The sequence below is a fragment of the Streptomyces sp. NPDC096040 genome, from assembly GCF_040303265.1.
Classification (GTDB): Bacteria; Actinomycetota; Actinomycetes; order Streptomycetales; family Streptomycetaceae; genus Streptomyces.
This window is the reverse complement of sequence record NZ_JBEOTA010000009.1, coordinates 303,629-315,218: the sequence shown is the minus strand read 5'-3', so window position 1 is coordinate 315,218 and position 11,590 is coordinate 303,629. Positions and strand designations below refer to the sequence as shown.

At 71.7% G+C, this 11,590-nt stretch carries 9 protein-coding genes; 4 read left to right on the top strand and 5 right to left on the bottom strand.

What is annotated here, in order from left to right; translation table 11 throughout:
- The first annotated feature begins 451 nt into the window (after nucleotides 1-451).
- The gene (locus ABTY98_RS15055) at nucleotides 452-1,450 is read left to right on the top strand and encodes an LLM class flavin-dependent oxidoreductase (RefSeq protein WP_352221317.1); all 999 of its coding nucleotides are present in this window, start codon (nucleotides 452-454) and stop codon (nucleotides 1,448-1,450) included.
- Here the strand turns inward: ABTY98_RS15055 and ABTY98_RS15050 are convergent, their stop codons facing one another.
- Nucleotides 1,451-3,922 (bottom strand): ATP-dependent Clp protease ATP-binding subunit, encoded by a 2,472-nt coding sequence (locus tag ABTY98_RS15050; RefSeq protein WP_352221316.1) that lies wholly within the window; start codon nucleotides 3,920-3,922, stop codon nucleotides 1,451-1,453. It lies immediately after the preceding gene.
- Between the two features lie 163 nt (nucleotides 3,923-4,085).
- On the opposite strand from ABTY98_RS15050, the gene ABTY98_RS15045 reads away from it, so the two are divergent.
- From ABTY98_RS15045 to ABTY98_RS15035, 3 genes are all read left to right on the top strand, one after another.
- A complete protein-coding gene (locus ABTY98_RS15045; RefSeq protein ID WP_352221315.1) occupies nucleotides 4,086-4,280 on the top strand; it encodes an antitoxin in 195 nt (64 codons plus the stop codon).
- Between the two features lie 75 nt (nucleotides 4,281-4,355).
- On the top strand, nucleotides 4,356-6,692 hold the full coding sequence (locus ABTY98_RS15040; RefSeq protein WP_352221314.1) for an ATP-binding cassette domain-containing protein: 2,337 nt from the start codon (nucleotides 4,356-4,358) through the stop codon (nucleotides 6,690-6,692).
- A gap of 43 nt (nucleotides 6,693-6,735) precedes the next feature.
- Entirely contained in the window at nucleotides 6,736-6,993 is a 258-nt protein-coding gene (locus ABTY98_RS15035) for a hypothetical protein (RefSeq protein ID WP_352221313.1), read from the top strand.
- Here the strand turns inward: ABTY98_RS15035 and ABTY98_RS15030 are convergent.
- The 4 genes from ABTY98_RS15030 to ABTY98_RS15015 all read right to left on the bottom strand — a co-directional run bounded on the left by ABTY98_RS15030 (nucleotide 6,948) and on the right by ABTY98_RS15015 (nucleotide 11,589).
- The gene (locus ABTY98_RS15030) at nucleotides 6,948-7,811 is read right to left on the bottom strand and encodes a lysophospholipid acyltransferase family protein (RefSeq protein WP_352221312.1); all 864 of its coding nucleotides are present in this window, start codon (nucleotides 7,809-7,811) and stop codon (nucleotides 6,948-6,950) included. The genes ABTY98_RS15035 and ABTY98_RS15030 overlap by 46 nt on opposite strands.
- Nucleotides 7,811-8,584, bottom strand: a complete 774-nt coding sequence (locus ABTY98_RS15025; RefSeq protein WP_502994228.1) for a GNAT family N-acetyltransferase — start codon at nucleotides 8,582-8,584, stop codon at nucleotides 7,811-7,813. The genes ABTY98_RS15030 and ABTY98_RS15025 overlap by 1 nt, the downstream gene beginning before the upstream one ends.
- 309 nt (nucleotides 8,585-8,893) lie before the next feature.
- The gene (locus tag ABTY98_RS15020; protein WP_352221311.1) at nucleotides 8,894-9,643 is read right to left on the bottom strand and encodes a succinate dehydrogenase/fumarate reductase iron-sulfur subunit; all 750 of its coding nucleotides are present in this window, start codon (nucleotides 9,641-9,643) and stop codon (nucleotides 8,894-8,896) included.
- Nucleotides 9,640-11,589: a fumarate reductase/succinate dehydrogenase flavoprotein subunit gene (locus ABTY98_RS15015; RefSeq protein WP_352221310.1), complete on the bottom strand. Its 1,950-nt coding sequence runs from the start codon at nucleotides 11,587-11,589 to the stop codon at nucleotides 9,640-9,642. Before ABTY98_RS15015 ends, ABTY98_RS15020 begins: the two co-directional genes overlap by 4 nt.
- Nucleotide 11,590: the final 1 nt, after the last annotated feature.

The window sequence follows — 11,590 nt, the reverse complement described above, 5'->3', positions numbered from 1 at the left end:
CACGCACTCTCGCCGCACCGGGCGCAGACCCGAGTACGTCCAGTACGAGGGCCTACGCCCGGCAACTCCCCCAGCCTCCGGCCGGGGGGACCCCCGGAGCACGCACCTGACACCGCGAGGCCGCCCTCCGGGCGACGACGGGAATCGTCAGACAGGCCCTCGTCGGGGCGCCGGCATCGGCCCGGGGCGCCGTCCGCCGGGGCTGCAGCGGCGGTGCCCCGGGCCGTGACCACGGCCCCGGCCACGCCGGGCAGCGGGAACGACGGCGGGCCGCCAACTGCTCGCCACCGCCGCACCCAGTGGGGGGCGAGCACCCCGGCGCCCGTCCCGATGACGGTCTACGGCGTCCGCCACCTGGCCCCGCGGCACCGCGCCTGCGAGCACGGTCGGCCGCACCCCGGGGCCTGGCCGGCGGCGGGAATCCTGGGGCCGCCCCGGTGTTGAACCCTGTGTGAACGCGCTGATCGCCCGGACCCGGTTCTCCGTCCTCGACCGCTCGCGCACCCGGGAGGGGCACGCCCCCGGTGCGGCGCTGCGGGACACCGTGGCGCTGGCGCGCGAGGTGGAGGCGCTCGGGTATCACCGGTTCTGGGTGTCGGAGCATCACGGGGTGCCAGGGGTCGCCGGTTCGGCGCCGACCGTGCTGGCGGCCGCTGTCGCCGCCGCGACCCGCACCATCCGGGTCGGCACCGGTGGTGTCATGCTGCCGAACCACCAACCCCTGGTCGTGGCCGAGCAGTTCGGGGTGCTGGAGTCGCTGTTCCCCGGGCGGATCGACATGGGGCTCGGCCGGTCGGTGGGTTTCACCGGCGGGGTCCGCAAGGCGCTGGGACGCGACATGGGCGACGCCGAGGACTTCGCGGCGCAACTCGGTGAGCTGCTCGGCTGGTTCGAAGGCACGTCACCGACCGGGGTGCGGGCCCGCCCGGCGGAGGGGCTGCGGGTGCCGCCGTTCGTGCTGGCGATGGGCGAGGGCGCGGACATCTCGGCCCGCGCCGGACTGCCGATGGTCATCGGCGATCTGCGCAACCGGGAGAAGATGCGACGCGGCATAGACCACTACCGCGACCGCTTCCGCCCCTCCCCCTGGGCGGCCGAGCCCTATGTCGTGATCTCCGGGACCGTCGCCGTCGCCGCTACCCCCGAGGCGGCCCGCCGGCTGCTCGTCCCCGAGGCCTGGTCGATGGCGTACTCCCGCACCCACGGCACCTTCCCGCCGCTGCCCCCGGCCGAGGCCGTGGAGACCCGGACGATGACCGCGAAGGAGCGCGGCTTCTACGAGTTCGGTCTCGCCGGGCACCTCGCCGGTACCGAGGACCAGGTCGCGCACGAGCTGGAGACGGTCCTGAAGGAGACGGCCGCCGACGAGGTGCTCGTCACCACCAGTACGTATGACCGCCCGGCCCTGCTGGACTCCTACCGGCGGCTGGCCGGGATCGTGAACCCCTGATCAGACCTCGGCCGGTTGGCCGGAGCGGATCACGATCTCGCCGTCGGCCGCGTCCACCAACGCGCGGTCGCCCGCCGTGAGCTGGCCGGACAGCAGCAGGTCGGCGAGGCGGTCGTCGACCTCGCGCTGGATGGTGCGGCGCAGCGGACGGGCGCCGAAGTCGGGTTGGTGACCGAGGTTCGCGAGCAACCCCGCGGCCTCGTCGGTGACTTCGAGGCTGACGTTCTGGGCATGCAGCCGGCGCCGGGTGTGCTCCAGCAACAGGTCGACGATCTGGCGCAGTTGGGTGCGGTCCAGGCCGCGGAAGACGATGATCTCGTCGACGCGGTTGAGGAACTCCGGCCGGAAGTGCTGCTGCAGGGCCGGCATCACCGCTTCGCGGATCTTGGCGTAGTCCTCGGTGCCGGCGGCCAGGATGCGGTCGGCGCCGATGTTCGACGTCATGATGACGACGGTGTTCTTGAAGTCGACGGTCCGGCCCTGGGCGTCGGTGAGTCGGCCGTCGTCCAGCAGCTGGAGCAGGGTGTTGAAGACGTCCGGGTGCGCCTTCTCCACCTCGTCGAGGAGCAGCACCGCGTACGGCTGCCTGCGCACCGCCTCGGTGAGCTGGCCGGCCTCCTCGTGGCCGACGTATCCGGGCGGGGCGCCGACCAGCCGGGAGACCGTGTGGCGCTCCTGGAACTCGCTCATGTCGAGACGGATCATGCGGCCCTCATCCCCGAAGAGGGCGGCGGCCAGGGCGCGGGCCAGCTCGGTCTTGCCGACACCGGTCGGGCCCAGGAAGAGGAAGCTGCCGACCGGACGGTTGGGGTCGCTCATGCCGGCGCGGGCGCGGCGGACCGCGCGGGCGACGGCGGTGATCGCCTCGTCCTGGCCGACGACCCGCTCGTGGAGGTGCTCTTCCAGCTTCATCAGCCGCTCCCGCTCCTCCTCGGTAAGCTCGGCGACCGGGATGCCGGTGGTGCGGGAGACGACCTGGGCGATGTCCTCGGCGGTGACCTTGGGCGCGTGTTCCTCGGCCGTGCCCGCCTGTTCCAGCTCGGCCTCGGCCTCCTGGATCCGGTCGCGGAGTTCCTTGGCGCGCTCGTACTCCTCGTCGGCGACGGCCTGGTCCTTCTCCCGGTTCAGGGCGGCGATCCGGTCCTCGATGTCCCGGGTGTCGGTGGCCGGGGTCTTGGAGCGCAGCCGGACCCGGGCGGCGGCCTGGTCCATCAGGTCGATCGCCTTGTCGGGCAGGAAGCGGGCGGTGATGTACCGGTCGGACAGCTCGGCCGCCGCGACGAGGGCCTCGTCGGTGATACGGACCTGGTGGTGGGCCTCGTAGCGGTCGCGCAGTCCGCGCAGGATCTCGATGGTGTCGTCGACGGTGGGCTCACCGACCAGGATGGGCGCGAACCGGCGTTCCAGGGCCGCGTCCTTCTCGATGTGCTTGCGGTACTCGTCGACGGTGGTCGCGCCGATCAGGTGCAACTCGCCTCGGGCGAGGGCGGGTTTGAGCATGTTGCCCGCGTCGAGGGACCCGTCGCCGCCCCCGCCGGCTCCGACGACGGTGTGCAGCTCGTCCAGGAACAGCACCAGTCGGTCGCTGTGCTCACGGACCTCGTCGAGGAGTTTCTTCAGCCGCTCCTCGAACTCGCCCCGGTACTTGGTGCCGGCCACCATCCCGGCCAGGTCCAGGGAGACCAGCCGCTTGCCTTCGAGGGTCTTGGGCACGTCCCCGGCGACGACCCGCTGCGCGATCCCCTCGACGATGGCGGTCTTGCCGACGCCAGGGTCACCGATCAGGACCGGGTTGTTCTTGCTGCGCCGCGAGAGCACCTCGATGGTCTGCTCGACCTCCTCGTCCCGCCCGATCACCGGGTCCAGGCGCCCGGCCCGGGCATCCTCGGTGAGATCACGGCCGTACTCGTCGATGGTCGGCGTGGTGCTGGGCCTCTTCCGCTCCGCCGCGCCCTCGACCGGCATCCGGGTCGGCTCCCAGCCGCTCTCGCCGAGCGCCCGTCCGGCCGTCGACTCCGGGTTCGCGGCGAGCGCGCGCAGCAGGTGCTCGGGGCCGATGTAGGAGGCGCCCTCGGCGCGGGAGATCTGGTAGGCGTCCAGCAGGGCACGCTTGGCGGCCGGGGTGAGGGTCGTTGGCTCCGACTTCTCGGCGCCGCCGTGGCCGGCGGTGAGCCGCTCGCGAAGCTGGTCGGGGTCCGCGCCCGCCTCGGTGAGCAACCGCCGGGTGGAGTCGTGCGTGGTGGCCGCGGCCAGCAGATGCCTGGCGTCCAGTTCCTCGCCGCCCTCGACGGCGGCGAGGTCACGGGCCTCGGCAACCAGCTCTCGTGCCCGTTCGGACAGCAGGCTGCCGATGTCGACGCGCTGCGGGCGGCGGGTCGGTGTGCCCGGTCCGGACCCGCCGAAGAAGCGGGACATCAGTTCGTCGAACTCCTCGAAGGGACTGCGTCCGAATCCGAAACCGGGAGTGCTCATGGGGCCCGGGCCTTTCTGCGGTCGGCTCTGCGGTCGGCGGGACTCCGCGTCTTCCAAGCTCGCACAGGCGCGCCGGGCCCGCACGGGGACACCCGCCGAGATGCGGACCGGTCCCGGGCCGGTGACGCTGGTGGGGAAGCCTCAACCAGCGAGGAGGGCTGCCATGTCCATGCTGGACAAGCTCAAAGGGATGCTCAAGGGCCACGAGGACCAGGCCAAACAGGGCGTCGAAAAGGGCGGCGACATGATCGACCAACGGACCGGGAACAAGTACCAGTCCCAGGTCGACATGGGCCAGAAAAGGGCCGACGACTACATCGAGCAGGAGCGGAACCGGAACAACCCGCCGCAGCCCTGACGAACCCCACGGGCCGGCTGGCTAGACTCGCAGGGTTTGTCCCTGCCCGGCGAGTCGCCCGTACGGAGCCCCCCGATGCACAGCCCCCACGACCCGTACGTCCGCGTCCGTGGCGCCCGTGAGCACAACCTCAAGGGCGTCGACGTGGACATCCCCCGGGACGTGCTGGCCGTCTTCACCGGTGTGTCCGGCTCGGGGAAGTCGTCCCTGGCGTTCGGCACGATCTACGCCGAGGCCCAGCGGCGCTACTTCGAGTCGGTCGCACCGTACGCCCGCAGGCTGATCCACCAGGTGGGGGCGCCGAAGGTAGGTGGGATCAGCGGGCTGCCGCCGGCGGTCTCGCTGCAACAGCGCCGCTCGGCCCCCACCTCCCGCTCCTCGGTCGGGACGATAACCAACCTCTCCAACTCCCTGCGCATGCTCTTCTCGCGTGCCGGGGACTACCCGCCGGGCGCCGAGCGGCTCGATTCCGACGCGTTCTCCCCGAACACGGCGGCGGGCGCCTGCCCCGAGTGCCACGGACTGGGCCGGGTGCACCGTACGACCGAGGAGTCACTGGTCCCCGACCCGTCGCTGTCGATCCGGGACGGCGCGATCGCTGCCTGGCCGGGCGCCTGGCAGGGCAAGAACCTGCGGGACATCCTGGACGCCCTGGGCCACGACGTGGACCGGCCCTGGCGTGAACTGCCCGTCGACGAGCGGGAGTGGATCCTCTTCACGGACGAGCAGCCGGTGGTCACCGTGCACCCCGTCCGGGACGCCGACCGCATCCAACGGCCGTACCAGGGCACGTACATGAGCGCCCGCCGGTACGTCATGAAGACCTTCTCCGACTCCAAGAGCCCGGCTCTGCGGGCGAAGGCCGAGCGGTTCCTGACCAGTGCGCCCTGTCCGGTGTGCGGGGGCAGCAGGCTGCGGCCCGAGGCCCTCGCCGTGACCTTCGGGGGCCGTACGATCGCCGATCTGGCAGCCCTGCCGCTGACCGAGCTGGCCGGACTGCTCGGCGGCGGCCCCTCGCCGGAAACCGCACGGGTGCTCACCGAGGACCTCACCTCCCGTATCGCCCCGGCCGTCGAGCTCGGCCTCGGCTATCTGAGCCTGGACCGGGCGACGCCCACGCTCTCCGCGGGCGAGCTTCAACGCCTGCGCCTGGCAACGCAGTTGCGCTCCGGTCTCTTCGGTGTCGTCTACGTCCTGGACGAGCCGTCGGCCGGGCTGCACCCGGCGGACACCGAGGCGCTGCTCACGGTGCTGGAGCGGCTGAAGGCGGCCGGGAACTCGGTGTTCGTGGTGGAGCACCACCTGGATGTGGTGCGCGGCGCCGACTGGCTGGTGGACGTGGGTCCGGGCGCCGGTGAGCACGGCGGCCGGGTGCTGCACAGCGGGCCGGTGGCGGAGCTGGCCGGGGTCGCGGAGTCCGCCACCGCTCGCCATCTGTTCACGGCCGAGCCCGCTCCGGCACGTCGGCTCCGCTCCGCCGAGGGCTGGTTGAAGGTCGGCCCGGTGACCCGGCACAACCTGTGTGAAGTCACCGCCGAGTTCCCGCTCGGGGTCCTCACCGCCGTCACCGGGGTCTCCGGCTCGGGCAAGTCGACGCTGATCGGCGAGATCACCGAGGAGCTCGACGGGGTCGGCCGGCTGGTCTCCGTCGACCAGAAGCCGATCGGCCGCACCCCGCGCTCCAACCTGGCCACCTACACCGGGCTTTTCGACGTCGTACGGAAGGTGTTCGCGGCCACCGACCAGGCGCGGGAACGCGGTTACGGTGTGGGACGGTTCTCCTTCAACGTGGCCGGCGGGCGCTGCGAGACCTGTCAGGGCGAGGGTTTCGTCAGTGTGGAGCTGCTGTTCCTGCCCAGCACCTACGCGCCCTGCCCGGACTGCGGCGGGGCCCGCTACAACCCCGAGACGCTCGAAGTGCCGTACCGGGGCCGGAACATCGCCCAGGTGCTGGACCTGACCGTGGAGAGCGCGGCGGAGTTCTTCGCGGACACCCCGGCCGTGGCCCGCAGTCTGGGCACTCTGCTCGACGTGGGCCTCGGCTATCTGCGACTGGGGCAGCCGGCCACGGAGTTGTCCGGTGGCGAGGCCCAACGGATCAAGCTGGCCAGCGAGTTGCAGCGCGGCCGGCGCGGGCACACCCTCTACCTCCTCGACGAGCCGACGACGGGACTGCATCCGGCCGATGTGGAGGTACTGATGCGGCAGTTGCACGGGCTGGTGGACGCCGGGCACACGGTCGTGGTGGTCGAGCACGACATGGCGGTCGTGGCGGGCGCGGACTGGGTGATCGACCTGGGGCCGGGCGGTGGGGACCGGGGCGGCCGGATCGTCGCGGCGGGGCCGCCGGCCGCGGTCGCGCGGGCCGAGGGCAGTGTCACGGGACCCTACCTGTCCCGGTCCCTCCCCTGATGATCTTCAGAAGCGCTTCAGGTTTCCCCTGGAGTTTGGGCGTATGCAGCTCGCCTACGGCACCAGGACCGGCAGCGATGGCGGCAGGCCCTCAGGGGGCTCGCCCTCGGGGCAGCCCACCGGGCAGATGACAGGCCGGCCCACCCGGATGCCGACCGGTGGCCGGCCGGGCGGCGGCGGTGGCATGGGCGGTCCGGGCGGCACGCCGACCCAGCAGCACATCCACACCATCATCCGCACGCCCAACGGCGGCGACTACGGCGTCGACCTGCTCAAGCTCCACTTGGAGACCGACCACTGAGAGCCCATGCCGGGGCTCACCAGAGCCGCGTGCGTCCAGGCCGGCTCGTGGGTCACCGGCTGGGCGGCGCGGGCGAGGGTGCGCCGGTCCGGGTGGCTGCCGGCCGGTATCAGCGGCCGTATGTCGACCTCGGCCACCAGGCCACGGGTCGACACCACTCGCCACACGGAGGCCAGCAGCGTGTCCTCGCCGACGTAGGCGGGCACGGTGCTGCCCTCTCCCGCTTCCAGCCGGTAGTGGAGCCGCACCGGCTGCACCGGCGCACCGGCGTCCAGGGCGGCCTGGAACACGGCCCGGCGGAACCGGCCCTGGGCCCGGCCGCACCAGGTGCTGCCCTCCGGGAAGGCCACCACCGCGGCGCCCTCCCGCAGCGCACCGGCGATCCGGCCGACCGTGTCCGGCAGTGCGCGCAGCCGGTCCCGGTCGATGAACAGCGCTCCGGCGCCGGCCACCAGCGTGCCGGCCACCGGCCACTCGCGGATCTCCTTCTTGGCGAGCATCCGCGCGGGCCGTACGGCGGCCAGCAGCGGGATGTCCATCCAGGAGATGTGGTTGGCGACAAGAAGCACCCCGCCGCTGTCCGGCGCCCGGCCGGTGATCCGGATCCGGACCCCGGCGGCCCGGACGACCACCCGGGAGAACCGCCGCACCCACTCGGCGGGGATCCGCCCCCCGAGCGGTAGCAGCACGATCGCGACCAGCATCAGGGCCACGACCGCGGCGAACCGCAGCACGGCACGGGGCACGACCGTGAGGGACCTCGCGGACTCCACGCACGCGCCGGGGGTGCACGGCGCGCTGGGCAGCCAGACGCTCATCAGGCCGGGACGAGCGAGAGGAAGTGCCGCAGATAGCGCGCGTTGACCCGGCGCATCGACAGCAGGACGTACATGTCGGCGACCCCGAAGTCGGGGTCGTGCGCGGGCTCGCCGCACACCCACGCGCCGAGGCGCAGGTAGCCGCGGAGCAGCGCGGGCAGTTCCGCACGGCCCTCCGGGGCCGGCCCCTCGGGCACCCACGGGCGCAGCGGTCGTACCCGCAGCTCCTCCGGGGCGAGGTGCTTGGCCTGCACCCGCTCCCAGGTGGCGGCCGCGAGGGCGCCGCCGTCGGCGAGCGGGACGGAGCAGCAGCCGGCCAGCCACTCGTGGCCGCGGTCCACCATGTACCGGGCTATGCCGGCCCAGATGAGGCCGATCACGGCGCCGTCGCGGTGGGCGGGGTGCACACAGGAGCGGCCGACCTCGACCAGTCCGGAGCGGATGCCGGCGAGCGGGCTCAGGTCGAACTCGCCCTCGGAGTAGAGGCGGCCGGCGACCGCGGCGCGCTCGGGCGGCAGCAGTCGGTAGGTGCCGACGACTTCGCCGGTGAGGGCTTCCCGGATCAGGAGGTGGTCGCAGAACGCGTCGAAGGCGTCCACGTCCAGACCCGGTTCCGGCCCGTCGAGCCGGGCGCCCATCTCTCCGGCGAACACCTGGTAGCGCAGTCGCTGCGCGGCCCGGACGTCGTCCTCGTCACGGGCGAGCTGCACCAGATAGCCGGAGTCCCCGGATGGGGCGGCGAGAGCGGGGGGTGAGGCGGGCATGGCGGTCATGGAGGTCTCCTGCGCCGAGCGGAAGCTGAGGAAATCTGCACCTGCTTTCTTCCTTGGCAGGCTGGACTCGGCGTGACGTGCGCGGGACCCGGGGATGTGCGGCTGCTGAATGCCGGGAATCGGGGGGTGGCTCACCCCCGCGCGTGGCCTGATGGACGCGCTGAAGCAACGCTACCGTGACCCGGCCGGGCCGTTTCGCGCCCCTGGCGGGATGGTTGGCGAACGGCGAGACGGGGCCGGGGAGCACCAGCCCCGGCCCCGCCCGTCCGCACTTGTCGGCGAACGTTCATTTACGCGCCTCCTACGGCGCTACCGCTTCCCCGCCTTCCGGGTGGCTCGCAGCCACTCCTTGTTCATGCTCGTGATGGACACCAGCGGGATCCCCTTCGGGCAGGCCGTCGCGCACTCACCCGTCAGCGTGCAGCCGCCGAAGCCCTCGTCGTCCATCTGCGCCACCATGTCCAGCACCCGCGTCTCCCGCTCGGGCGCCCCCTGGGGCAGCACGTTCAGATGGTTGATCTTGGCGGAGGTGAACAGCATCGCCGCCCCGTTGGGGCAGGCCGCCACACACGCCCCGCACCCGATGCACTCCGCGTGCTCGAACGCGAAGTCGGCGTCGGCCTTCGGCACCGCCGTGGCGTGCGCCTCCGGCGCGGACCCGGTCGGCGCGGTGATGTATCCGCCGGCCTGGATGATCCGGTCGAACGCGGTCCGGTCGACCACCAGGTCCTTGATCACGGGGAAGGCGGACGCCCGCCACGGCTCGATGTCGATCGTGTCGCCGTCCTTGAAGGACCGCATGTGCAGCTGGCAGGTGGTGGTCCGCTCCGGACCGTGCGCGTCCCCGTTGATCACCAGGGAACACGCGCCGCAGATCCCCTCACGGCAGTCGTGGTCGAAGGCGACCGGGTCCTCGCCGCGAAGGATGAGCTCCTCGTTGAGCGTGTCGAGCATCTCCAGGAACGACATGTCGGAGGAGATCCCGTCCACCTCGTACGTGGACATGGCGCCGTCGGCGTCGGCGTTGCGTTGCCGCCAGACGCGCAGGGTGAGCTTCATGCGTAGCTCCGCTGGGTGGGGTGGACGTACTCGAAGACCAGGTCTTCCTTGTGCAGCACCGGGGCGTCCCCGGTGCCGGTGAACTCCCAGGCGGCCGCGTACGCGAACTCGTCGTCCTTGCGGGCGGCTTCGCCGTCCGGTGTCTGGGACTCCTCGCGGAAGTGACCGCCGCAGGACTCGGCGCGGTGCAGCGCGTCGAGGCACATCAGCTCGGCCAGCTCCAGGTAGTCGACGACGCGGTTGGCCTTCTCCAGGGACTGGTTGAACTCCTCACCGGTCCCCGGCACCTTGATGCGCCGCCAGAACTCCTCGCGGATCTGCGGGATCCGCTCGAGTGCCTTGCGCAGCCCCGTGTCCGTCCGGGCCATACCGCAGAACTCCCACATCAGTTCGCCGAGTTCACGGTGGAAGGAGTCGGGCGTACGGTCGCCGTCGACGGACAGCAGCAGGTTCAGCCGGTCCTCCGTCTCGGCCAGCACCTCCTGTACGACGGGGTGTTCGACCGTCACCGCCTCCTGGTGGGGGTTGCGGGCGAGGTAGTCGTTGATGGTGGCCGGCAGTACGAAGTAGCCGTCGGCCAGGCCCTGCATCAGCGCACTCGCGCCGAGCCGGTTCGCGCCGTGGTCGGAGAAGTTGGCCTCGCCGACCGCGAACAGCCCGGGGACGGTGGTCTGGAGGTCGTAGTCGACCCACAGCCCGCCCATGGTGTAGTGCACGGCGGGGTAGATCCGCATCGGCACCTGGTACGGATCCTCGTCGGTGATCCGCTGGTACATGTCGAAGAGGTTGCCGTACTTGGCCTCGACGGCTTTCCGCCCCATCCGCGCGATGGCGTCGGCGAAGTCGAGATAGACGCCCTGCCCGCCGGGCCCGACGCCCCGTCCCTCGTCGCAGACGTTCTTCGCTGCGCGCGAGGCGATGTCGCGCGGAACCAGGTTGCCGAAGGACGGGTAGATGCGCTCGAGGTAGTAGTCGCGCTCGTCCTCGGGGATCTGGTTCGCGGGCCGGGTGTCGCCCTTGGCCTTGGGCACCCAGATCCGTCCGTCGTTGCGCAGCGACTCGCTCATCAGCGTCAGCTTGGACTGGTGGTCGCCGGTACGCGGGATGCAGGTGGGGTGGATCTGGGTGAAGCACGGGTTGGCGAAGTAGGCACCGCGCCGGTGCGCCCGCCAGACGGCGGTGGCGTTGGAGTTCATGGCGTTCGTCGACAGGTAGAAGACGTTGCCGTAACCACCGCTCGCCAGTACGACGGCGTCCGCGAAGTACGTGTCGATCTTGCCCGTGATCAGGTTCCGGGCCACGATCCCGCGCGCCCGCCCGTCGACCACGACCAGGTCGAGCATCTCGGTGCGCGGATGCATCTCCACGTTCCCGGCGGCGATCTGCCGGCTCAGCGCCTGGTAGGCGCCAAGGAGCAGCTGCTGCCCGGTTTGCCCACGGGCGTAGAACGTCCGCGAAACCTGCACACCACCGAAGGACCGGGTGTCCAGCAGACCGCCGTACTCCCGTGCGAACGGGACGCCCTGCGCCACGCACTGGTCGATGATCTCGACGGAGATCTGCGCGAGCCGGTGGACGTTGGACTCGCGGGCCCGGAAGTCACCGCCCTTGACGGTGTCGTAGAACAGCCGGTGGATGGAGTCGCCGTCGTTGCGGTAGTTCTTCGCCGCGTTGATACCGCCCTGCGCGGCGATGGAGTGAGCGCGGCGCGGGGAGTCCTGGTAGCAGAACTGGACGACGTGGTAGCCCTGTTCGGCGAGGGTGGCACCGGCGGAGCCGCCGGCGAGGCCGGTACCGACGACGATCACGGTGTGCTTGCGCCGGTTGGCGGGGTTGACCAGCTTGGCCTCGAAACGGCGCTTGTCCCAGCGTTCGTTGATCGGTCCGGAAGGGGCCTTGCCGTCGGCGACGGCTTTGCCGGTCGTGTAGTTCACGAAATCGGTCATG